Here is a 22,315-nt window from a genome sequence, read left to right on the forward strand (position 1 = left end):
CGCTAAGACAGAGCCCAGGCATCGAGCCATAAAAGCGTCGCATCACGACTGTGCGCAGATCAGGCGAGCATCTGCCGGGATGCCAAGAGCAAGCCATAACAGGGGGGAAGTTATATATGCAGGCTGCCATGCGCCTGCGGCAATCGCGCAGCCGTTGGCATGCATAACTAGGCGTATTGGCGGGGAGTCAGGTGGGGGATTTTGCTGCAGGGGGATGGCCGTGAAGGCCTGGCAGCGGATTGCCCGCTGCCAAGTTTGCCAACTTAGCTGGCTGGGGCGATACCGTAGTTCTGCTGGAACTGCTTGATCAGTGCGTCTGGTTTCTTTTCTTCTTTTTGCATCAGGTAGATCACCCGCTCACCGTTAGGGCCGCTGGCGATTTCCGTGTGGCGAAAGATAGGCTCGCCGATGTTGTTCAGGTCGACCATGTCACCATAGCGCTGACCCACGAAAATCACGCCTTCCTGGCGGATTTCGCCGTAGAACTTACCGGCTGGCGGCATGTTCTGGCGGAGAAAGCGGTAAGCGGAGATGTCTTCCAGCTTTTTGCTGGAGTCTTCAGCGCGCAGCCCCAGTACGATGCTCTGGCCGTGCTTGTCTTTTTCGCCGAGGTCTTTGATAACGGGTGCATTACCGCTGACCAGGAAGTCGCGATAGACCTTGTAGTCGTCGAACAGGAACAGTTTTTCTTCGGTACGCACCAGATACCAGTCTTCGTTGTTCAGGCTGGCTTCGGCCTTGGCGACAGGTGCTGCCTGATAGCTGCTGCATGCGCTGATGCAAGCAGCCAACAAGGCAATGGATAACGGTTTGATGGTGGTTTTGACGGACATCGAATTCCCTCCCTAGGAAGTTGGCAAGAGAGTTTCGCCGTGCTTGGTGACAGCCTGATGACGATTGAGTGTCTATTGACCCTTGTCGCTCAAGGTGGCTAAAACTGTCTGGGCTATAGCCATACAGCTATAGTGGGGCCAAGCCCGAATCACCGAGTTGCCGATGTTGCCTACCTGCCTGAAGTCCATTCATGAAATTGCCGCCAGTCAGTGGGATGCTCTGCTGACTGATGCGCAGCCCTTTTTGCGCCACGCCTTTCTCTCGGCGCTGGAAGATAGCGGCAGCGTTGGTGGACGCACTGGCTGGCAGCCGGCTCATGCAGTTCTACTCGGCGAACAAAGCCAACTGCTGGCCGCCATGCCGGGCTATGTGAAAAGTCATTCCTATGGCGAGTACGTGTTCGATCATGGCTGGGCGGATGCCTGCCACCGTGCGGGCATCGACTATTACCCCAAACTGCTCGGTGCGATTCCTTTTTCGCCTGTGACGGGCCAGCGCGTGCTGGGCGAGCCACAGGCGGCCGGGCAATTGCTCGATGAGCTAAGCGCTGGCCTGGAGCAACAGGGCCTGTCGAGCCTGCATATCAACTTCACCACCGAGGCCGAAAATGCCCTGCTGCAGGGTCGTGATGGGTGGTTGCAGCGTCTGGGTTGTCAGTTTCATTGGCGCAACCGCGGCTACCGGGATTTTCAGGACTTTCTCGATGCGCTCAGTTCGCGTAAGCGCAAGCAGATGCGCAAAGAGCGCGAGCAAGTGGCGGGGCAGGGCATCGAATTTGACTGGCGCGAGGGCCATCAGCTCAGCGAGCTGGAGTGGGATTTCGTCTACCTGTGTTACGCCAACACCTACCGCGTGCGCGGCCAATCACCCTACCTGACGCGCGCCTTCTTCAGCCTGCTGGCCGAGCGCATACCGGCGATGATCCGTGTGGTGCTCGCCCATCAGGCCGGTAGACCAGTGGCCATGGCCTTTAGCCTGGTCGGCGGCGACAGCCTGTACGGACGTTACTGGGGATGTCTGGCGGAGTTTGACCGGCTGCATTTCGAAACTTGTTTTTATCAGGGTATGGACTTTGCCATCGCCGCTGGCCTGCAACGCTTCGACGCCGGTGCCCAGGGCGAGCACAAGCTGATTCGCGGTTTTGAGCCGGTCATCACCCACTCCTGGCACTACCTCTGCCACCCCGGCTTGCGCAATGCCGTGGCGAACTTTCTCGCCGAAGAACAGCACGGCGTGCGCGGCTACGCCGAACAGGCTCGCGAGCTGCTGCCCTACCGCCAATAGCACCGCCGGCTCGCGCAGCTTAGCGGGCCGGCAACTACGCTCAGAGCATGTCCGCAGCTGTGCGAGGTGTGTTGTGAGTGCATTTGCCCTGGTCGATGAGTTCTGGCTGCTGCCGGGCGTGGCGGTCAATCTGACGCTGTTTTTAAATATGCTCGGCGCACTGTTGCTCGGCCTGCTGGTCGGTTACGAGCGCTCCTACCATGGCCGCGCGGCGGGTATGCGCACCTATGGCATGGTCTGCATGGCCTCCTGTGCGCTGACGGTGCTCTGCGTATACCCGCAGCACTGGCTGGGCGATCACTCACTCTCCAGCGTCGACCCGACGCGGGTGATTCAGGGCGTGGTCACCGGCATCGGTTTTCTCGGCGCGGGGCTGATCATGAAGGACGGCATGAGTATCAGCGGCCTGACCACCGCAGCGTCGATCTGGGCGTCTTCGGCGATTGGCGTGCTGGTGGGCGTTGGCTTTTATGGCGCGGCGGTGCTGCTTAGCCTGATTTCTGCCGGGTTGATGATGTGGGGCGCCAAGCTGGAGGCGCGGCTGCCGTCGCGCCCGGCGCTGGCCATTGTGCTGCGCTTCGCTCCGGGTTTTGTCCGCCCGCATGAGGCGCGTTTACGTGAGATTGCCCGCGAGCGTGGCTATGTGATTGCCGGCGGCTCGTTCACCGTGAGCTTTGATCAGGGCCAGCTGGAGTGGCGCTTTGTCGCCGTGGCGGTGGACGGGCAGAAGAGTGCGCGGATCAGCGACATGGCCGATGAGCTGGCGCAGCTGGAAGGCGTGGCGAAGTTTCAGATGGCCCATGCGCGCAACTGAACTTCGCCAAATGTCAGCTCACCCTCAGTCCGCGCCAACAAAGCCGCCAGTCTGATGCTGCCAAAGGCGCGCATAGAGGCCGCCCTGAGCAATCAACTCACTGTGACTGCCGGTTTCGACGATACGCCCCTGATCGATCACCACCAGGCGGTCCATACGCGCGATGGTCGACAGGCGGTGGGCGATGGCGATCACTGTTTTGCCCTGCATCAGGGTATCCAGGCTTTCCTGGATCGCCGCTTCAATTTCAGAATCCAGCGCCGAGGTGGCTTCGTCCAGCACCAGAATCGGTGCGTCCTTGAGCAGCACGCGGGCGATGGCGATGCGTTGGCGCTGGCCACCGGAAAGTTTTACCCCGCGCTCGCCGATCTGCGCGTCGAAACCATGGCCGCCCATGCCGTCGTCCAGCAGCGGGATAAAGCTGTCGGCGCGGGCCTTGCGCACGGCATCGAGCAGCTGTGCTTCGCTGGCTTCGGGTTTGCCGTAGAGCAGGTTGTCGCGGATTGAGCGGTGCAGCAGCGAGGTGTCCTGGGTGACCATGCCGATCTGCGCGCGCAGGCTTTCCTGGGCCACCTCGGCGATATTCTGGCCGTCGATCAGGATGCGTCCGCTCTCCAGGTCGTAGAGGCGCAGCAGCAGGTTCGCTAGCGTTGATTTGCCGGCGCCGGACGGGCCGATCAGGCCGATCTTCTCGCCGGGCGCAACCGTCAGGCTCAGGCTGGCGATCACGCCGTTGCGTTTGCCGTAGTGGAAGTGGATGTTGTCGAACTGCACGGCGCCCTGGCTGACGTGCAGCGGCTTGGCCTGCGCCTGGTCGAGCACCTGGCGCGGCTGCACGATGGTTTTCATGCCGTCCTGCACGGTGCCGACGTTTTCAAAAATACCGTTAACCACCCACATGATCCATTCGGCCATGCCGTTGATGCGGATAACCAGGCCCAGTGCCAGGGCGATAGCGCCGGTGCTGATCAGTTGCTGATCCCATAGCCATAGGGCCAGCGCGCCGGTGCCGACGATCAGCATGCCGTTAAGGCAGGTGATCAGGAAATCCAGGGTGGTGATGATGCGTGACTGCAGGCGCACCTTGCCGAGCAACTCCTGCATGGCTTCGCGGGCATAGTGTTCCTCGACCTGGGTATGGGCGAACAGCTTGAGCGTGGTGATGTTGCTGTAGCCGTCGACCACCCGGCCCATGACTTTCGAGCGCGCCGCCGAGGCCGCCGCAGAGCGTTCCTTGATACGCGGCACGAAGTACCAAAGCGCCGCGCAGTAACCGACGATCCACAGCAGCAGTGGGGCAATCAGGCGCAGGTCGGCGGCGGCAAACAGGTACAGCGCGCTGACGGCGTACACCAGCACATGCCAGAGCGCGTCGACCACCTGCATGGCTGAATCACGCAGCGAAGGGCCGGTTTGCATGATGCGCTGGGCGATTCGCCCGGCGAAGTCGTTCTGGAAGAAGCTCAGGCTCTGCTTGAGCACATAGCGATGGTTCTGCCAGCGGATCAGATTGGTCAGGCCGGGGTTGATGGTCTGGTGCGTCAGCAAATTGTGCAGGCCAAACACCAGCGGGCGGATGACCAACGCCACCAGCAGCATCCACAGCAGGGTGTTCTGGTGTTGCTCGAAGAACTCGCCACTCGGGGTGTTCTGCGTCATGTCGATCAGCTGACCGAGGAAGCTGAACAGCGCCACTTCGATCAGGGCGGCGACGAAGCCGACCACCAGCACGGCGAGCATCAGCGGCCAGACTTGGCGCAAATAGTAGGCGTAAAACGCCAGCATGCCGGCCGGCGGCTCGACATCCGGGCTGGCTTTGAAAACGTCGATCAGGTGTTCGAAGCGGCGGAACAACATGTCAGGCATCCTGCCTAGATCTGGGAATAGCGCCCGATTCTAACGAGTTTGCCGGGGAGGGTGTTGCGCAGAAAAAGCAGGAGGGAAACGCGCGGGGTGAGCAGGCTCACCCCGCGTGAGGTTATCAGAGACGCTTGGCTTCGGTGATCAGCACCGGCTCACGCGGGACGTTCTGATGGCCTCCACGGTTGGCGGTCGGTACCTGGGCGATCTTGTCGACCACGTCCATGCCTTTCACCACCTTGCCGAATACCGCGTAGCCGAAGTCACGCGAGCCGTGGTCGAGGAAGGCGTTGTCCTTGTGGTTGATAAAGAACTGGCTGGTGGCGGAGTCGCGTACCTGGGTACGGGCCATGGCCAGGGTGCCGCGCACGTTGTGCAGGCCGTTGTCGGCTTCGTTCTTGATCGGCGCCTGGGTGTCTTTCTGCTGCATGTCAGCATCGAAACCGCCGCCTTGCACCATAAAGCCAGGAATTACGCGGTGGAACTGAGTGCCGGCGTAGTAGCCGCTGTCGACGTAGGCGAGGAAATTGGCGGTGCTGATCGGCGCCTTTTCGGCATCCAGTTCGATCTCGATTTCACCGAGGCTGGTGGTCAGCAGCACTTTCGGGTTTTCGGCGGCCAGCAGGCTGCCGGCAAACAGGATGGAGCAGGCGGCGAGGGTGAGGGTCTTGAACATGCGGGTAGTCCTTATTGTTGCGTGGCAGTAGGGGCGGCCTGTTCGACTTCGGCAAGGAAGGCCAGCAGGCTGCTGTTGAATTGTTCGGGTTGGTCCAGCGGTGTGGCGTGGCGTGAATCTTCGATTACCAGCAGGCGCGCATTGGGCATTTCGTCAACGTAGGCCTGCTTCTGCGCCACCGGGGTGTAATCGCGGTCGGCCGTGACCACCAGGGTCGGACAGCTTATCCGCGCCAGGCGTTCCCGCACGCCCCAGCCGATAATCGCATCCAGGCTGGCAAGGTAAGCACGCTTGTCGTTCTGTGGCCAGCGCACCAGGATTTTCTGCCGCAGCTCTTCCTGCTCCGGCTTGGGGAACAGCAGTTTGCCCAGGGCCTTGGCAATGGTGTCGAGGCTGAGCAGGCGCGACAGCGTCCAGCGTTTGGCGATCTCGATATAGTCGCGCGGGCTTTTCGCCTTCACTTCCGGGCCGCTGTTGACGATGCACAGGCTTTTCAGCAATTCGGGGCGATCCACGCCCAGCTGGAAACCGATCATGCCGCCCATGGAAATACCCACCAGATGCACCTGCGGCAGTTGCAGGTGCTCGATCAGCGCCGCCACGTCCTCGGCAAAACCCTGAATGCTGTAGCGCTCGCGGGGTTTGTCCGAGCGGCCATGGCCGCGCACATCCAAGGCGATCACCCGGTAATGACGGGCCAGCTCGGGCACCTGGTATTCCCAATCGCGGGTGCTTGAGCCAAGGCCGTGCACCAGCAGCACAGGGGCACCGTGGCCGTAGTCTTCGTAGTGCAGCTGGCAATCATCGTTGTTGAAGTAGGGCATCTGCGGGACTCCTTATCAGGCCGAGGGCAGCGGCGCAGCAAAGGCTGCATTTAACGGCGCAGCATCGAAACGCTGAATCAGCTCAACGAGAATCTGTGTAGCGGGCCCCAGGGGCTTGTCCTTGTTCGAGTAGAGGAAGAACAAGGGGTTGCGGCTGCCACCCTGGTCCAGTGGCAGCGGTTTGAGCAGGCCGTCTTTGAGCTCGCGCTCAATCATATGGCGTGGCAACCAGGCAAAGCCCAGCCCGTTGCCGACAAACGTGGCGGCCGTGGCCAGGCTGCCGACCGTCCAGCGCTGTTCGGCGCCGAGCCAGCCAACATCCTTGGGTTGTTGGCGACCTGAGTCGCGAATCACCACCTGCATCTGGGTTTCCAAGTCCTGGAAGGTTACGACGCGCTGCAGGCGATGCAGCGCATGATCGGGGTGAGCCACGGCGACAAACTCCACCGTACTCATTTCCGCACCGAGAAAACCGGGAATGTTCAGCGCGCTGATGGCCAGGTCGGCCATGCCGTCCTTGAGCACTTCTTCCACCCCGGACAGCACTTCCTCGCGCAGACGTACACGGCAGCCGCGGCTTTGCGGCATAAAGGCGGTCAGCGCGCGCACCAGGCGGGCGTTGGGGTAGGCGGCATCGACCACCAGGCGTACTTCGGCCTCCCAGCCTTGCTCCATATGGTGCGCCAGGTCTTCCAGTTGGCTGGCCTGTTTGACCAGTTGCCGCGAGCGGCGCAGCAGCACGTCGCCGGCTTCGGTCAACACCGCCTTGCGTCCGTCGATGCGCAGCAGCGGTACGCCCAGCTGCTCCTGCATCCGTGCCACGGTATAACTCACCGAAGATTGCGAGCGGTGCAGCACCTCGGCGGCCTGGGCAAAACCGCCGTGATCGACCACGGCCTGCAGGGTGCGCCATTGGTCGAGCGTTACGCGGGGGGCTTTCATATTCGATTCCCGTACTGAGGGTGCAAACACCCACTCAATCAACCTAAACTGGCCGTCTTTTACCGGAGACTGCCCTGATGAAAAAGCTCTGTTGTGCGTTGCTGGCCTGCTTGCCGCTGACTGTAATGGCCTACCCGATCGAGGTGGAAAAACAGCTTAATGGTGCTGAAGTCTCCGTCACCACTCAGGAAATCGACCACAACATGGGTGCTGTGCAGCTGTACAACTATGGCCGTAGCGATGCCAAGTGCACGGCGGTTTTCCGTAACGGCCCTGAAGCGCCGCGCACCCGCAAGGTCGTCCTGCCCGCTGGTGACAGCAACAACCTGGCAGTGAAGTTCAGCCGTAGCATTATCAAGCTGCGGGTCAAACTAACCTGCGAACTGTCTTAATACTGGCCTGAGACTAAGCGCGGCCTGGCTATAAATCAAATTATTAGATTGTTTTGTGCGGTTATTTGCGCTTTTTAATCGAATTAAGTGCACCTACTCTTTGTCCATCGACGTTCAACACCCCTTCGATGGAGCACACAACATGGCCAACGTCCTGGTAATTGAAAGCAGCGCCCGCCAGCAAGGTTCGGTTTCGCGTCAGCTGACGGCGCAATTTATCGCCAACTGGTCTTCTGCCAATCCGGCGGATCAGATCAAAGTGCGTGACCTGGCGGTTGATCAGGTACCGCATCTGGATGCCAACCTACTAGGCGGTTGGATGACCCCAGCGGAGCAACAGAGCGACGCCGAGCAAGCGGCGCTGGCGCTGTCCAACCTGCTGACCGATGAACTGCTGGCCGCCGATGTGCTGGTGCTGGCTGCGCCCATGTACAACTTCGCCATCCCCAGCACCCTGAAGGCCTGGCTCGACCACGTGCTGCGCGCCGGGGTGACCTTCAAGTACACCGAAACCGGCCCGCAAGGCCTGCTCAGCGGCAAGCGCGCCTTTGTCCTGACTGCTCGCGGCGGCATCTACGCCGGCAGCGCTCAGGACCATCAGGAACCCTACCTGCGTCAGGCGCTGGCTTTTGTCGGTATCCACGATGTCAGCTTTATCCATGCCGAAGGCCTCAATCTGGGCAGCGAGTTTATGGAAAAGGGCCTGAATCAGGCCAAGGCGCAACTGGCACAGGCCATCTGATTTTTCCGCAACATCTTGATCTCCTGGCGTCCGGTGCTCCTGGACGTCTCTGCCCGCTCTGCTGATGCAGCGCGGGCTTTTTTATGCCCTGCATTTTTGCACTGTACGGCTGTTTAAGTACCTGGCTGTGTCGCTTTATGGCTGTGGACTTCATTACAAGCCAGGCAAGATGTCAGGGTCTGATTGAGCAGGGTGGAGTGATGCAGCTGTCTGGGCGCGGTGTAGCGCTGTCGATTATTGCCTCGGTGTTGTTTGCTCTGGTGCCGGGCTATGTGCGGCTGTTAGCACCACTGGATGGCTTGCAGGTGTTTGCCCAGCGGGTGTTGTGGTCAATACCGGCGGTGCTGCTGCTGATCACTTTGTCGCGGCAATGGCCGGTGCTGCTCGCCGCCTGCGAACGAGTGCGGCACGAGCCGTTGCTGCTGGCCAGTCTGCCGTTGGCCGCGTTGTTGATGGGGATTCAGTGGGCGCTGTTTGTCTGGGCGCCGCTGGCCGGACGCATGCTGGAAGTGTCGCTGGGCTATTTTCTGCTGCCGCTGGCCATGGTGCTGGCCGGGCGGGTGTTTTATGGCGAGCGGCTGCGACCATTGCAGCGTCTGGCGGTGTTCTGCGCCTTGCTCGGCGTGGCCCATGAACTGTGGCTGACCCAGGCGTTCTCCTGGGTGGTGATGGTCACGGTGCTGGGCTATCCGCCGTATTTCATGCTGCGCCGCTGGATGCGCCTGGACGCCTTGTCCGGCTTTGCCTTCGAGATGCTGTTTATGGCACCGGTGGCGATCTGGCTGGTGCTGCAATGGAGCCCGCCGCAGCTGTTTGCCCAGGCGCCGCAGCTGTGGTGGCTGCTGCCGGGGCTGGCAATCCTCAGCTCCCTGGCGTTTGCTGCGATGATGGCTGCCAGTCGTCTGCTGCCGATGGGCCTGTTCGGTATCCTTAGTTATGTCGAGCCGGTGCTGCTGTTTCTGGTGGCGCTGCTGTTTCTCGGTGAGCAGTTCAATAGCGCGCAATGGTTGACCTACCTGCCGATCTGGCTGGCGGTACTGCTGGTCGGCTGGGACAGCGCGCGGCTATTGATCAAGCAGGCGCGGCAAGGTTTATAGAACGACATCCACAGGGTTTTCCGGCAGCACCTGATAGTGCAGTTGCACCACGCCGCTGCTGAAACTGCGTTGTTCGTGCAGTCTCAGGCTGCGTTCCAGACCGCTGGAGAACATCGGGATACCGGCGCCCAGCAGATAAGGCACCAGGCTCACCACCAGCTCGTCGAGCAGGCCGGCAGCAAAACAGTTACCGGCCAGCGAACCACCGCCCACCAGCCAGATACGCTGATGGCCTTGTTCGGCCAGCGTCGTCAGGGCTTCGCTCGGTGTGCAATGGCGCATGCTTACGCCATCCGGTAATTGTTCGTGCGGATAGCGGGTCAGTACCAGGCAGGGTTTGCCGAGGTAGGGCCAATCCTCCTCGGAGTCCATCAGCGTGTCGAAGGTCATGCGGCCCATTAGCAGGGCGTCGATGCCGTCATAAAAGGCGTGATAACCGTGGTCGTCGCCAGCCGCCTGGATGCTTTCCAGCCAATCGACCCGGCCATCCGGGCGAGCGATATAGCCGTCCAGGCTGGCGGCTACGTAGTAGATCAGAGTGGGTTTCATGCTGATGCCCCCCGGCAACCGAACAAGCCCATGGCGAGGGCTGTTGAACGGTTGAGTCGGATTGCGCAGCAAAGTTTCCTGCTGGTCTTGCGCGCTTAGCTGGCGGTCTGAGTACGCCCAGCCAACATGCGCAGAATGGCATTGAGCAACATGCCGTAGAGCGGCACGAACAGCAGCAGGCTGACCGCCAGTTTGACCCCGTAATCGACGGTGGCGATCTCCACCCAGTGCTCGGCCATAAACGGGTTGCTGCTGTTCCAGAATGCCACCGAGAAGAACGCATAGGTGTCCAGCAGGTTGCCCAGGACGGTCGAGACTGTCGGCGCTACCCACCATAGCGACAGCTGGCGCAGGCGGTCGAATACCTGAATATCGAGGAACTGTCCCAGTACGTAGGCGAGGAAGCTGGCGATGGAAATGCGCAGCACGAACTCGTTGAACTCCAGCAAGGCGCCGAAGCCGCGAAAGCTGGCTTCCTGAAACAGCACCGAGACGATGTAGGAAATCAGCAGCGCCGGCAGCATCACCCGGGCAATCACCCGGCGCGCCGCCTGTTTGCCGAGTAGGCGTACGGTCAGGTCAGTGGCCAGGAAGATAAACGGGAAGCTGAACGCGCCCCAGGTGGTGTGCCAGCCGAACAGGGTGATCGGCAGCTGCACCAGGTAATTGCTGGCGATGATGATCAGGATATGAAACAGCACCAGTGCAATAAGCGCATTGCGCAGGCGCTGAGGGGCGGTAATAAGCATGACGGAACCTTTTTGCTGAATGGGGTTAGGGAACCCATGCCACCCGGAATTGAATGGCGGCGCGCATTCTACCGGCGCGATGCCGTAGATGCGTAGTGGTCTGACGGGAGGCGTCGATCTGTGCTGTTTCTGCGCGCGGCTGCAGGGCCGACAACTAGGCTACAGACGCCGTTGGCCAGGCCGTTCGGGCTTTTAGCCGGCAGAACCGGTAATCTATGCCGCTGTATTGCTGATTTTTTGTCGAGGTATACCCGTGTTTTCCCAATTCGCCCTGCATGAACGCCTGCTCAAAGCCGTGGCCGAGCTTAATTTTGTCGAGCCCACCCCGGTGCAGTTGGCGGCCATTCCGCTGGCGCTGCAAGGAAAAGACTTGCGGGTTACCGCGCAAACCGGCAGCGGCAAGACCGCAGCCTTTGTGCTGCCAATGCTCAATCGCCTGCTCGGCGATGGCGCTTCCCAGCCACGCATGAGCGTACGCGCAATGATCCTGCTGCCGACCCGTGAGCTGGCGCAGCAGACCCTCAAGGAAGTCGAGCGCTTCGCTCAGTTCACCTTCCTCAAGGGTGGTCTGATCACCGGTGGTGAAGACTTCAAGGTGCAGGCCGCCATGCTGCGTAAGGTCGACATCCTGATCGGTACACCGGGTCGCCTGATCGAGCACGCCAACGCCGGCAACCTGTTGCTCGATGAAGTTGAAGTGCTGGTACTCGACGAAGCCGACCGCATGCTCGACATGGGCTTTGCTGAAGACGTGCAACGTCTCGGCGAACTGTGCAATGCCGACCGCCAGACCCTGCTGTTCTCTGCCACCAGTGGCGGCGCCGCCCTGCGCGAAGTGGTCGGCAAGGTGCTGAAAGAGCCTGAGCACCTGCAGCTCAACCGCGTCAGCCAGCTCAATGAGGGCACCCGTCAGCAGATCATCACCGCTGACCACAACCATCACAAAGAGCGCTTGGTCGAGTGGTTGCTGAAAAACGAGACCTACGACAAGGCGATCATCTTCACCAATACCCGCGTCCAGGCTGACCGCCTGTACGGCAAGTTGGTCGCCCATGACTTCAAGACCTTTGTGTTGCACGGCGAGAAGGACCAGAAGGATCGCAAGCTGGCCATCGACCGCCTCAAGCAGGGCGCGGTGAAGATTCTGGTGGCCACCGATGTAGCGGCCCGTGGTCTGGATGTTGACGGCCTGGATCTGGTGATCAACTTCGATATGCCGCGCTCCGGCGACGAATACGTGCACCGCATCGGCCGTACCGGCCGCGCTGGCGCCGAAGGTCTGGCGATCTCGCTGATCTGCCACAACGACTGGGCGCTGATGTCGAGCATCGAGCGCTACCTCAAGCAGCGTTTCGAGCGCCGCAATATCAAGGACCTCAAGGGCATTTACCAGGGCCCGAAAAACCTCAAGGCGTCCGGCAAGGCGGTTGGTCCGAAGAAGAAAAAGATCGACCCGAAAACCGGCAAGAAACTCGCCACGAAAAAGCCGGCCGCCAAGGCGCCGAAGCGCAACACAATCAACCGGCCGAAACCCGATGCGCCGGTGCTGGTCAGCCAGGACGGCTTGGCACCGCTGAAGCGCCGTACTCCAGCAGCGGAATAACTCGGCTGCAGTGTGATTACAACGGCGGGTTGGCTGGGGAGCTAATCCGCCGTCGTCATTTCAGGGCTTACTTCGGTACGATCAATATCTTGCCATCGCGCTCGCCACTGGCGGCAGCTGCTACGGCCTGCTTGATCTCGCTGACGTCATAGGTCGCAGCAACGCGGGTATGCAGCTTGCCGCTGGCGATCAGTTGTACCAACTCACCAAACACTTTCATTTGCTCGGCCTGGCTGGCGTTCTGGAACCACTTGGCCAGCCAGAAGCCGCGCAGGCTGACATCGCGGAACACAAACGAGGCGGGCGAAACCTGACACGGCTGACGGCTCATCATGCCGTAGTTGACCAATACGCCGCCCTCGCAAAGGCTGGCGGCCAAGTGATCAGTGGCTTCGCCGCCCACGGCATCAATGCCCAAGCGCACGCTTGCACCGCCAGTGGCGGCACGCACGCGTTTAGCCAGATCCGGACCGTCGACCAGCACCACATCACCGCCTTCTGCTTCCACGCCGGCCACTGCCGACTCACGGCGTACCACGTTGATGGTCTTGAAACCGCGTAGTTTGGCCAGCTGGATCAGGTAGCTGCCTACGCCGGAGTTGGCGGCGTTCTGGATAACCCAGTCACCGGGTTTGAGGTCAACGAATTCACTGAGCATCAGGGAGGCGGTCGGTGGGTTAACCGTCATCATAGCCAGTTGCTGTGGGTCGGCTTCCGGCAGGGGAATAAGTTTATTGGCCTGCGCATTCAAATGGCTGACCCAGGTGCCGCAGCCAACCGGTAACAGCACCATCTGGCCGACCTTCAGGTTGCCGACCTCGGCCCCGAGCGCTTCCACGCGGCCGACGCCTTCGTTGCCGCCAATCGCTGGCAGCGGCGGTAGCATGCCGTATTCGCCGGTCAGGGTAAGCACATCCGACGGGTTGATCGGTGCGGCCAACACCTTGATGCGCACCTGGCCCGCGCCAAGCTCTGGCAGCTGCAGTTCTACAGCGGCGATCACCTCGTGAGGTTGTGGGCCACGGTGTTGGTATTCGGCTTTAAGCATGGGAATTCTCCGGTAGAGGCTGAACAAAGTGGCTGAAGTCTAGACCGGAGTCGCCAAGGTGCGACGAATCCTCCGTTATCGATCTGGGTGATCGGCAGCGGTTGAACAAGCCGAGTGGTGGCTAGTTTGGGTCGTCTTGCATGTCATCGCCGGCTTCTTCCAGTTCATTGAGACGCTGGTCGTAGCCTTCGCAAGCGTTTTCCATCTCGTCAGAGGAAGTCTCGGGTGAGGTTTGCTTCAGTTCTGCGCGCAGCTGTTCCGCACGGGCAGGATCTTTTTTGGTGATCTCTGCGACTTAGGCTGCGAGTTGCCCGGCTTTGGCGATCGCCTCCTCGGAACTGCACGAAGCGTAGGCCTTGCTCTGGGCAAATAGAGCGAAGGCAGCGCAAAGGCTCAGAGCGGTTTTACTGGGTAGAGTGATCTTCATGGCAATGTCCTCGCGGGCGAATAGGCAGACGTGTTCGGTTGAGTAGGCCAGGGTGGGGAAAGTTCAGGTCGAACCTAAGCGGGCAGTGGTGGGTCGGAACTTAACAGGGCGGCGTGCAATGCAGCCCTCGCGCTTGCCACTGGGTTGAGCGCAACGCGAATGGGAGAGAGCGATATGTCTTATAACTGGGATCTTATCGAGCGCTTGCTGCATGAAGTGCAAAGTTCCGCCGGTAAAAACTTCGCGCCCCGTGCTTATGCCGAGGAGCTCGCGCAGGAGCTTGAGCGTGCAGGTGAGCACACCGATAACTTGGATGCGTTGAAAGCACAGGCGGCGGAGTACGAATCGCAGTTGCTCGGCGCTGGCTTTATCGAACCTCGGCCGGAAGAGGAGGGCGGTAACGGCGAGAATTTCGTGCTGACCCCACGAGGCTTGCAACTGCTCAGCATGATTGATAGCAGCATTCCTGGGGGTGAGCATTCCCGTGAGTTGCTTGACGACCAGGGCCCGGCCGCGTTGTCGCCGGAGGTTTTTGCCGATACGGCGGCTAAAGCCAATCTCGTTTAACAACGTTTGGCAATGCGTGCTCAGCCGCTAGTGCACGGCTGGGCGGTTAGGCTTTCAGCCTTGCACTGAAAGCTGCTGATGCGTGGCGTATGTCCGATTCGGAATAATCGATCTCAGCGATAGAGCAATGCAGAGTGATGCCATAGCCGGCTATGCTGGGCTCTGGTCCAACTTGGGTATCGCTATGAAGTGGTTGTGGGGCTGTTGTTTGTTGTCGTGCAGTCTGAGCGTCTCGGCGCAAGCCTTGCGCGTAGGCTTTGGTACGCACAAACCGCCTTATATCTTCGAGAGTGAGGCCAGTGGCCTGGAGTACGACATCGTGATGACTGCCGCGCAGCGCGGCGGGCTGGAGCCGATGGCGTACTACGCGCCGATGGAGCGCTTGAACCTGATGCTGAGCAAGGGCCATATCGACGTTATTGCCACCACCAACGAGCGCAGCGGTGGTTCTATTTTTTATTCGGATGCCTATATCCGCTACCAAAACGTCGCGGTGGCCTTGCGCTCGCGCAACCTGGATATCCAGCGCATCAGCGACCTGGTGGGTTACTCGGTAAATGCCTTCCAGCGTGCGCGATTTCTGCTTGGCAGCGAGTTTGAGGCCATGGCTGCAAACAACCCGCGCTACCGCGAAGAAGCCTTTCAGATCGCCCGCAACCGCATGCTCTACAGCGGTCGGGTGGATGTGGTGGTGTCGGATATGCGCATCCTGCGTTACTTCAATCGCGAGGTGTATACCCAGGTCGATGTGACGCAGCCGCTGACCCTGTACCCGATTTTTGCGCCCACAGATTACAAGCTGGGTTGCCGCCTGCAGGCCGATTGCGAGCGCTTCAACCGGGGTTTGGCGGCGATTCGGGAGAATGGTGAGTACACGACTATCGAGCGCCGTTACGCTGTGTATTGAAGGCCTGTGATTGTCGTCACTGGCTGACGGGCGCGACTTCTTCCAGGCTTTCTTGCGCAGCGAGCAGCTCCTCCTCGCTGGGCAGGGGCAAGCTGCTGACGCTGAAATCAATAATCTCGATTGCGCCTTGACCCTGGCCCAGCAGGTGGAAGGAGAACGCCTTGCGTGCTTGCGGGTTATCGAAGGTGAAGCTGACCTGGACGGGCTTGTCGCGTGTCAACAGTGGCAGCGGTGGGATCGCCACGTCGACATCGCGGTCGTATTCCTTGGTTTTCAATTGCAGCGTGGCGCCTTTTTTATCCATACGGAGGGCGCGGATTTTCAGGGTGACGGTGGTCTGGGTAGCTGCACCCAAGGTCAGGTACTGCGCGCCCACCAGGTTGTCTGCCCAGTCATCACTGACGCTGGGTTTGAGCTTGATTGGCTGCTGGTTGGCGAACTGATAGCTTTGCTTGATCTGGCCGCCATTGCTCAGTGACTGGTCAAGCAGGGCCGCTTGCTGGCTGATCAGGCGTGCAGGTTTGCCGCTTAAGCGGCCCAGATAGCGTGCGCTGTCGGCAATAAAACCGGTGCTAGCGTAGCGTCGGCAGACATTCTGGAAGTCGCATTCGGTCAGCGTGCCCTGGCCGTCATGCTGGCGCAGCAACCCGTTGGTGTAGGAAATGATCTGGCGGCCAGTGACGTAATCGCGCAGCAATGAGCGTCCGGCGATATTGCTCGGGACCGGGAAGGCGAAGTAGTCGAGCACCGACGCTGTCAGGTCGACATGGCCATACACGCCTTGCTTGATGGCGGGCAGTTGCGCCTGCTCGGGCGCCAACAGCAAGTTGAAGCCCCAGGCCGAAGCCAGACGGACGTTTTCCAGGCCGTGTGATTCGTCCGAGGTGACGATCACCAGGGTGTCTTTCATCACGCCCTGTTTTTCCAGCGCGTTGAGAAAGTCAGCAACGGCATCGTCCAGGTAGGCAATCGCCGCCAGCTTGGCGTTAGGGTGGCGGTCTAGGTAGTCCTGCGGGGCGGAATAGGGCTGGTGAGTACCCACGGTCAGCAGGGTCAGCATCCAGGGTTGGCGCTTCTTGCGCAGCTGTTGCACGTAACCCAGGGCACCTTCGAAGTAGGCCTTATCGTCCATGCCCCAGGGGAATTCGAGGTAGGGCTTGTTCTTGAACCAGTCGCGGCCCAAGGTCTTGTCAAAGCCCATCTGCGGCATGATCTGGTCTTTGGCCATAAAGCGCAGCCCGGCACCTTGCAGGAAGTGCGTACTCAGGCCGCGTTCGCGTAATTGCGCGGGCAGACATTGCTCACTGCGTGCCGGGTTGTTGAGCAGTTCAACGCCCTTCGGCGTGCCGGAGTCGAGTTTTTCGTAATCACCGCAAAGCATGGCGTATAGCCCGCGGATGGTTTGATGGTTATGCAGGACATAATCGGTGGTGAGCATGCCGCGTTCGGCCCACTGGCTCAGGCGCGGCATTGGGTCTTGCGCGTAGCTGCTGCCGATGGCCTGACGGCTGGCTTGCAGATAGGCGCCGGTTACGCCTTCCAGAGTAATGATCAATACGTTGCGGGCGCTGCCGGCTTGCTTGAGCAGCGGTGTACCGTGCAGATCAAGCTGATTCAGGCCGCTGATATCAGGTGGGCTGCTCGGCTCGTCCCCCGCCAGCCAGTCGGCCAGGTGCTGTTGAGCGCCATTGGTACTTTCCGCCAGTAACTTGTGCGGCAGGTTGAACTGCAACCATTGGTCCGCTTCGCTGGGTTTGAATTGCTGGCCGACGGTGTGCACGACAAACAGGGCCAGTGGCAGCAGCAGCCAGGCGCGTGCAAACGGCACGGCACGGCGCGGTGTTTGTACGCTGCGCAGGCCCAGGTAAAGCGCTATCAGCACGGCCATGGCTAAAGCCAATAATGGCTGGCTCAAACCACTGCCTTGGGTTGAATGACTGACAAACTGTGCGTCGCCTAAGTACTGCAAGTCGGCTGGCTCTGGCATGCGGCCTACGGCATTGACCAGCTCGGCGGTGCTCAGGGTGAAAATGCACCAGGTCAGCAGCAGAGCAATGCTCAGCAGCCAGGAGCGTTGGTACAGGATTACCACCAGCAAGCTGCCGATCGCCAGGTCAGACAGATAGCCATAGGTATGCGACCAGCCCAACAGGTAGCGGCTGAGCAATGGCAGGGCGAGTAACAACAAACCGAGGGTAAGCAGGGTGCTGGAAGGGTGTCGCAGCCAATTGCAGGTAACGCGCACGGGTACTCCTGGGGCGATTGCCATCGTTCAGCAGTGGCAATGCCGAAACCGCCGCAAATTGCGGGCTGACATGATTCTGAAACAAGGTTGTGCTAAGCGCCAGTGGGAGGGGCGTAAAAGGGTGAAACAACTGATGTCGGACTGAGGAAGGGGGCTTGGAAGCGGAGGAGGTTATGCACTGGCCAGCGCCTTGTCATTGCGAGCAAAGCGCTGCATGGCCAGAAAGCGTTACTTTTTACCGATAGTGATCTGCTTGGTGGTGCCGTACACCTGGCCGCTGACGCCTTTGGCAATTTGCTGAATTTCCCCGCCGGATTTCAGGAAGGCTTCGATCTGTGCGTCGATCGAGGCGCTGGTTTCCACGGCTGGAGCCGGCTTGGGTTTGCTGTTGGATGCTTTTACGCGCATGACGGCCATTAACCTACTCAAAAATTAATTTGGCCGCGCATAATACTCGAAATGCTTGACAATTGCTTGATAAATAAAGCTCGGATGTAGCGATATGCAGAGAGATTATTCTGTAAATAGCCCGGGTAATTAGCGGATATGCCAGTAAGTGATTGTTTTAATAAGAATAGATAATTCGTATTGAGGCAGCGTCTTGCGATCTAGGCCATCGGTCGGATTGCTCCGCAGGTCATCAGGCTGGCGCTGTGCGATGGCCGGTAGGCCGAGAAATTCAGAGGCGAGTCGGCTAGAATGCCGGCCTGGTAATGAGGGTAGGGCATCATGGCTGTAATTGGACGAATGAATAGTTTGCAGGTCGTGAAGCACACCGACTTCGGCCTGTACCTGGATGGCGGCGCGGATGGCGAAATTCTATTGCCTAAGCGTTATATCCCGAGCGACACCCCAAGCGAAGTGGAAGACTGGTTAAACGTCTTTATTTACTTGGACAGCGAAGACAAATTAATTGCCACCACAGAAAAACCAAAAGTTCAGGTGGGTGAATTCGCCAGTTTGAAAGTTGTGGATATAAATCGCGTGGGCTTATTCCTGAATTGGGGTTTGCCGAAAGATTTATTGTTACCGCACTCCGAAGAAAAGCGCCCGTTGCAGATTGGCGATTACTGCGTGGTGCATGTATTCCTCGATAAACGCAGCAAGCGCATCACCGCCACCGCACGTCTGGATCGTTACTTGGATAACGTGCCAGCCAACTATACGTCGGGCCAGGAAGTCGATCTTTTGGTGGCCGAATCCACCGATATGGGCTTCAAAGCCATCATCAATGGCAAGCACTGGGGCCTGATCCACAAGAATGAGTTGTTCAAGTTCGTGCGCAGCGGCATGCAGGAAAAAGGCTTTATCAAGGAAGTGCGCGCCGACGGCAAAATCAGTCTGAGTTTGCAGCCAGTTGGCCAAGAAGCGGCCAGCAGCCTTGGCGAACAGATTCTGGCCAAGTTGCGCGAGCACGATGGCGTACTCAAGGTGAATGACAAAAGCTCGCCTGAAGAAATTGCTGGGTTGTTTCGCGTCAGCAAGGGCAACTTCAAGAAAGCCATCGGCGGCTTGTACAAACAGGGTCGCATCGTGATCCACGAAGACCGTATCGAACTGCCGAGCAAGTAACCACCGTTACACTTCACAGCAGCGCAAAGTCCGTGAGGTGAACGGCCGTCAGCTAGGCTTGGGATGATAGCTTGAGTCGCGTTGCAGCTAGTGTGCGCGACTTAAGCAATATCTTGCCGGTGTAGCTCAGTCGGTAGAGCTGCGCACTCGTAACGCGAAGGTCGCAGGTTCGATTCCTGTCTCCGGCACCATCTCCCCCAATGTTCTAGCCGCCACCGAACTGAGAGAACGATGCCGTTCGACTGGGTTTGGTTTTTTGCGGCGCGGCAATTCTGCCGGCGTAGCGCCAGTCCCAGGGCGCGACAATGTCTTCGGCGGGCAGCTGCCAGAGGCCTTTACCCATGTTTCTGGCCAGGGTTTCGGCATCTTTGAGTCGGTGGTCTTTCAGCTGCTTGGTATAGGCCCAGGCAGCGCCTTGCGCGACCAATGTGTAGTTCACGTCAGTGCCACCGACATAGGCGCGAGCCCGTGTGATGCCGTAGCGATCCACCTCGTTGATCTGCAGGACGACCTGTTTCTCCAGCACCAAAGCTGACAACGCCTGCTTGGCTTCGGCGCCATAGGGTTGCTTTCTTTCTGGTGCGTCAATTTCTGCGAGGCGAACCCGCAGCCGTTTATTCTCGGTGGTCTGGCAGCTGAACGTATCGCCGTCGCTGATGGCCACTGCTCTGCAGCTGAAGGTATCAGCAAGTGCCAGATTGGGCAGGCTGATAAGAAACAGTAGAACGATGCGGAAGGTCATCTGGGCATGTTGCTCAAGCGAAGACGTAGTCGGTGATAGTAATAAATGCTTGGCAGATTAAGCGGGACGGGCATCGCGAAACAGCACGCCAGCTTTATCCAAGGGCTTTCTGCATCGGCTAGTGTGGGGCTTGTGCTTTTCTGCGATTCGCGGATGATTGCTCAATATTTGAGCAGTTTTACGGCTCAAGTCTGCCAAGGTGGACCACAGGTCGGAACCGCAGGTGGGTTGCTGTTGCCAAACCTTCAGGTTCGTTTCGCGCCCATGGCGCAGAGGTTGTAATGACGATGTGTCGATATGCGATCAGCCTGGTTGGGCTGCTGTTGGTAACGCCGCTGTATGCCGAGCAGCAGGCGCCGCAGACGTTGCGGGTCATTCCAAAGACCTATATCAGCCCCGGTGCCAGTGGCAGCATCGGCAGCTCACAGACCATCGAAAGCCATAATCTCTATGGCGGGCAGCGCCTACCCGACGGCCTGCAGCGCCATGAGCAGCGCTACGGCAGCCAGTCGATAGACAACCGCGGGACGATCAAGCAAACGATCGAGTACCCCAATGGCTATCGGGTGCAGCAGTATCCAGGGCAGAGCACTGAATACTATGAGCGCAGCCGCTAGCTCAGGCCGCCATCACCAAGCCCCAGCGCAAGCCTAGAAACGCCAGCAGGCCCAGTGGGCCGAACATTAGCGTCAGCACATAACAGGGCAACAGTGCCCAGTGGCTGATGCCGGCGATGGCGCCTTCGTGGCGGATATACAGCCCGACCATCAGATCGAACGCCAGAATATGTATCCAGGCTGCCAGTGCGGCTGTGGGTTGTCGCAGCAGTGAGAGCACCCCGCCGAGGCTAAAGAAACCGGGCCTGCCGCTACCCGGTTCAGGCCGCTGGCGCATGGCGACAAACAGCAGCCAGCTATAGACGATGGCCAGAAGGACCACGCTGAGGCCCAGTACCAGTTCATCGGTATAGGGCCAGAATGGCAGGCAGACCAGCATCAGCCAGCCGAACAGAGCGATCAGCGAGGTGAGTTTGAACAGGGGTTTCAACGGGGCCATGGCGTGCTCACTGGGCAAGGTGTGAACTCAACCATAGCGGATGCGGCGACTGCCGCACCCTGGTATCAGCGGCTGAATACAGCGCCATCAGCGGGCACGAGGGCCAGCCGATGGGCGCTGTTTATTGCTTCTTGCCCCAGAGTTGCTCCAAGCGTTGATCACGACCGCAGCCGTTGCGGTAGTAGTTGTAGCGCAGTGGATTACGTTGGTAATAGTCCTGGTGATAGTCCTCGGCTGGATAAAAGGTGCTGGCGGCGAGGATTTCCGTGACCACCGGGGCCGGCAAACGCCCGGATTTATCCAAAGTGGCTTTGGAGGCTTCGGCCAGTTGCTGCTCTTCGGCGCTGCTGTAGAAGATCGCGCTGCGGTATTGCGGACCGCGGTCGCAGAACTGGGCGTTGGCGGTCACCGGGTCGATGGTGGGCCAGTAGGCTTCAAGCAGCTTGGCGTAGCTGGTCTTGCTGGGGTCAAAGCGTACGCGCACCGCTTCGATATGCCCGCTACTGCCGGCAGAGACCTGCTCATAAGTGGGGTTGTCGACATGCCCGCCGATGTAGCCGGAGGTGGTGTCAATCACGCCGGGCACTTTGTCGAAGTCTGACTCGGTGCACCAGAAACAGCCGCCCGCGAAGATTGCCACGCCGGGGTTTTCCACCATCGGCGTTGCGGTTTTGGGCTGTGGCTGCGGCGCTTGCGCAGCTGTGGGTTCACAAGCGGCCAGCAGGCCACCCAAAACGACGATGCTGCTGGCCAGCAGACGGCGGCGCCAGGTGTAGGTGATAGCAGTCATGTTCAGCTCCGCAGCTCAGGTAAGGCTTCGCCTTGCGGGATAAAGCGCAAGGCCACGCCGTTGTTGCACCAGCGTTCGCCGCGCGGCTTCGGGCCGTCGTCGAAGACATGGCCTTGATGCCCGCCGCAGCGTGCGCAATGGTATTCGGTGCGCGGGAAGAACAGCTTGAAGTCGCGTTTGGTGCCCATATGGCCGGCAATCGGCTGGGTAAAGCTGGGCCAGCCGGTGCCGCTTTCATATTTGTCCTGGCTGGCGAACAGCGGCAGGTAGCAGGCGGCGCACAGGTAGGTGCCATCGCGTTTTTCCTGATTTAACGGGCTGCTGCCAGGCGCCTCGGTGTCCTCTTCGAAGAGCACGGCATAGGCTTCAGGCGTCAGCAGATCGCGCCAGTCGCTGTGAGGTTTATTCAGAGGCGTCACGTTACTGGCAACAGCTTCTGCCAGGCTAAGTGGGGCGTGACCGAGCAAGGGCAGGGCTGGCAAGAGGGCCATCCCCTTGAGCAGGGAGCGTCTTTTCATGGCAGTGCTCTGTATGAAGTGTGGCCAATAGACAGAGACAAAGCCGAGTTGTTACAGCCTTGCTCGCCGCGCGCGAG

At 59.7% G+C, this 22,315-nt stretch carries 25 protein-coding genes and 1 tRNA gene; 11 read left to right on the plus strand and 15 right to left on the minus strand.

The window, feature by feature from the left end; genetic code table 11:
- Positions 1-263 precede the first annotated feature (263 nt).
- The gene (locus CUR33_RS07840) at positions 264-833 is read right to left on the minus strand and encodes a hypothetical protein (RefSeq protein ID WP_289239224.1); all 570 of its coding nucleotides are present in this window, start codon (positions 831-833) and stop codon (positions 264-266) included.
- A gap of 163 nt (positions 834-996) precedes the next feature.
- Between CUR33_RS07840 and CUR33_RS07845 the strand changes: the two genes are divergently transcribed.
- Complete coding sequence (locus tag CUR33_RS07845) at positions 997-2,118, plus strand: GNAT family N-acetyltransferase (RefSeq protein WP_289239225.1); 1,122 nt, start codon at positions 997-999, stop codon at positions 2,116-2,118.
- A 73-nt stretch (positions 2,119-2,191) separates the two neighbouring features.
- Complete coding sequence (locus CUR33_RS07850) at positions 2,192-2,932, plus strand: MgtC/SapB family protein (RefSeq protein ID WP_282875271.1); 741 nt, start codon at positions 2,192-2,194, stop codon at positions 2,930-2,932.
- A 24-nt stretch (positions 2,933-2,956) separates the two neighbouring features.
- On the opposite strand, the gene CUR33_RS07855 is transcribed toward CUR33_RS07850, so the two are convergent.
- From CUR33_RS07855 to CUR33_RS07870, 4 genes are all read right to left on the minus strand, one after another.
- Entirely contained in the window at positions 2,957-4,789 is a 1,833-nt protein-coding gene (locus tag CUR33_RS07855) for an ABC transporter ATP-binding protein (RefSeq protein WP_289239226.1), read from the minus strand.
- A gap of 124 nt (positions 4,790-4,913) precedes the next feature.
- Positions 4,914-5,468, minus strand: a complete 555-nt coding sequence (locus tag CUR33_RS07860) for a peptidylprolyl isomerase (protein ID WP_160085194.1) — start codon at positions 5,466-5,468, stop codon at positions 4,914-4,916.
- An 11-nt stretch (positions 5,469-5,479) separates the two neighbouring features.
- Positions 5,480-6,292 (minus strand): alpha/beta fold hydrolase, encoded by an 813-nt coding sequence (locus tag CUR33_RS07865; RefSeq protein WP_289239227.1) that lies wholly within the window; start codon positions 6,290-6,292, stop codon positions 5,480-5,482.
- A 15-nt stretch (positions 6,293-6,307) separates the two neighbouring features.
- Entirely contained in the window at positions 6,308-7,234 is a 927-nt protein-coding gene (locus CUR33_RS07870; RefSeq protein ID WP_090248496.1) for a LysR family transcriptional regulator, read from the minus strand.
- Positions 7,235-7,311: 77 nt separating this feature from the next.
- On the opposite strand from CUR33_RS07870, the gene CUR33_RS07875 reads away from it, so the two are divergent.
- From CUR33_RS07875 to rarD, 3 genes are all read left to right on the plus strand, one after another.
- Complete coding sequence (locus CUR33_RS07875; RefSeq protein ID WP_289239228.1) at positions 7,312-7,626, plus strand: 3-phosphoglycerate kinase; 315 nt, start codon at positions 7,312-7,314, stop codon at positions 7,624-7,626.
- Positions 7,627-7,768: 142 nt separating this feature from the next.
- Positions 7,769-8,368, plus strand: a complete 600-nt coding sequence (locus CUR33_RS07880) for an FMN-dependent NADH-azoreductase (RefSeq protein WP_289239229.1) — start codon at positions 7,769-7,771, stop codon at positions 8,366-8,368.
- Between the two features lie 200 nt (positions 8,369-8,568).
- On the plus strand, positions 8,569-9,465 hold the full coding sequence (rarD, locus tag CUR33_RS07885; protein ID WP_289239230.1) for an EamA family transporter RarD: 897 nt from the start codon (positions 8,569-8,571) through the stop codon (positions 9,463-9,465).
- Here rarD and CUR33_RS07890 read toward each other — a convergent pair.
- Together CUR33_RS07890 and CUR33_RS07895 are read right to left on the minus strand one after the other, a co-directional pair.
- A complete protein-coding gene (locus tag CUR33_RS07890; RefSeq protein WP_289239231.1) occupies positions 9,460-10,014 on the minus strand; it encodes a dihydrofolate reductase family protein in 555 nt (184 codons plus the stop codon). The genes rarD and CUR33_RS07890 overlap by 6 nt on opposite strands.
- A gap of 95 nt (positions 10,015-10,109) precedes the next feature.
- Positions 10,110-10,763 (minus strand): 7-cyano-7-deazaguanine/7-aminomethyl-7-deazaguanine transporter, encoded by a 654-nt coding sequence (locus CUR33_RS07895; protein WP_289239232.1) that lies wholly within the window; start codon positions 10,761-10,763, stop codon positions 10,110-10,112.
- A gap of 253 nt (positions 10,764-11,016) precedes the next feature.
- On the opposite strand from CUR33_RS07895, the gene CUR33_RS07900 reads away from it, so the two are divergent.
- The gene (locus tag CUR33_RS07900; protein ID WP_289239233.1) at positions 11,017-12,366 is read left to right on the plus strand and encodes a DEAD/DEAH box helicase; all 1,350 of its coding nucleotides are present in this window, start codon (positions 11,017-11,019) and stop codon (positions 12,364-12,366) included.
- A gap of 67 nt (positions 12,367-12,433) precedes the next feature.
- On the opposite strand, the gene CUR33_RS07905 is transcribed toward CUR33_RS07900, so the two are convergent.
- Complete coding sequence (locus CUR33_RS07905; protein ID WP_289239234.1) at positions 12,434-13,414, minus strand: zinc-dependent alcohol dehydrogenase family protein; 981 nt, start codon at positions 13,412-13,414, stop codon at positions 12,434-12,436.
- 295 nt (positions 13,415-13,709) lie between these two features.
- On the minus strand, positions 13,710-13,841 hold the full coding sequence (locus tag CUR33_RS07910) for a hypothetical protein (RefSeq protein ID WP_289239235.1): 132 nt from the start codon (positions 13,839-13,841) through the stop codon (positions 13,710-13,712).
- Positions 13,842-14,015: 174 nt separating this feature from the next.
- On the opposite strand from CUR33_RS07910, the gene CUR33_RS07915 reads away from it, so the two are divergent.
- Positions 14,016-14,408 (plus strand): transcriptional regulator, encoded by a 393-nt coding sequence (locus CUR33_RS07915; protein WP_282876857.1) that lies wholly within the window; start codon positions 14,016-14,018, stop codon positions 14,406-14,408.
- A gap of 127 nt (positions 14,409-14,535) precedes the next feature.
- Positions 14,536-15,315, plus strand: coding sequence for a substrate-binding periplasmic protein (locus tag CUR33_RS07920; RefSeq protein WP_289239236.1), 780 nt, complete (start codon positions 14,536-14,538; stop codon positions 15,313-15,315).
- A gap of 16 nt (positions 15,316-15,331) precedes the next feature.
- On the opposite strand, the gene CUR33_RS07925 is transcribed toward CUR33_RS07920, so the two are convergent.
- Both CUR33_RS07925 and CUR33_RS07930 read right to left on the minus strand, forming a co-directional pair.
- Positions 15,332-17,560, minus strand: a complete 2,229-nt coding sequence (locus CUR33_RS07925; protein WP_289239237.1) for an LTA synthase family protein — start codon at positions 17,558-17,560, stop codon at positions 15,332-15,334.
- 228 nt (positions 17,561-17,788) lie between these two features.
- Positions 17,789-17,977, minus strand: a complete 189-nt coding sequence (locus tag CUR33_RS07930) for a hypothetical protein (protein WP_169852821.1) — start codon at positions 17,975-17,977, stop codon at positions 17,789-17,791.
- Between the two features lie 312 nt (positions 17,978-18,289).
- Here CUR33_RS07930 and CUR33_RS07935 point away from each other — a divergent pair, with 312 nt between their 5' ends.
- Positions 18,290-19,132, plus strand: a complete 843-nt coding sequence (locus CUR33_RS07935) for a CvfB family protein (RefSeq protein ID WP_289239238.1) — start codon at positions 18,290-18,292, stop codon at positions 19,130-19,132.
- Positions 19,133-19,247: 115 nt separating this feature from the next.
- Positions 19,248-19,323: transfer RNA gene (locus tag CUR33_RS07940), tRNA-Thr, on the plus strand.
- 14 nt (positions 19,324-19,337) lie between these two features.
- Here CUR33_RS07940 and CUR33_RS07945 read toward each other — a convergent pair.
- The gene (locus CUR33_RS07945; RefSeq protein ID WP_289239239.1) at positions 19,338-19,874 is read right to left on the minus strand and encodes a thermonuclease family protein; all 537 of its coding nucleotides are present in this window, start codon (positions 19,872-19,874) and stop codon (positions 19,338-19,340) included.
- 281 nt (positions 19,875-20,155) lie between these two features.
- Between CUR33_RS07945 and CUR33_RS07950 the strand changes: the two genes are divergently transcribed.
- The gene (locus CUR33_RS07950; RefSeq protein WP_289239240.1) at positions 20,156-20,491 is read left to right on the plus strand and encodes a hypothetical protein; all 336 of its coding nucleotides are present in this window, start codon (positions 20,156-20,158) and stop codon (positions 20,489-20,491) included.
- A 1-nt stretch (position 20,492) separates the two neighbouring features.
- Here the strand turns inward: CUR33_RS07950 and CUR33_RS07955 are convergent, their stop codons facing one another.
- The 3 genes from CUR33_RS07955 to msrB form a co-directional block, all read right to left on the minus strand.
- On the minus strand, positions 20,493-20,930 hold the full coding sequence (locus CUR33_RS07955; protein ID WP_160085184.1) for an ABA4-like family protein: 438 nt from the start codon (positions 20,928-20,930) through the stop codon (positions 20,493-20,495).
- Between the two features lie 121 nt (positions 20,931-21,051).
- Entirely contained in the window at positions 21,052-21,720 is a 669-nt protein-coding gene (gene msrA, locus CUR33_RS07960; protein ID WP_289239241.1) for a peptide-methionine (S)-S-oxide reductase MsrA, read from the minus strand.
- A gap of 2 nt (positions 21,721-21,722) precedes the next feature.
- Positions 21,723-22,238 carry a peptide-methionine (R)-S-oxide reductase MsrB gene (msrB, locus tag CUR33_RS07965; RefSeq protein WP_289239242.1) on the minus strand — a complete coding sequence of 172 codons (516 nt, stop codon included), beginning with the start codon at positions 22,236-22,238 and terminating at the stop codon, positions 21,723-21,725.
- Between the last annotated feature and the right edge of the window lie 77 nt (positions 22,239-22,315).

Origin of the sequence: Pseudomonas sp. FEMGT703P, from assembly GCF_002786345.1 — a bacterium.
Lineage (GTDB): Bacteria > Pseudomonadota > Gammaproteobacteria > Pseudomonadales > Pseudomonadaceae > Aquipseudomonas > Aquipseudomonas peli.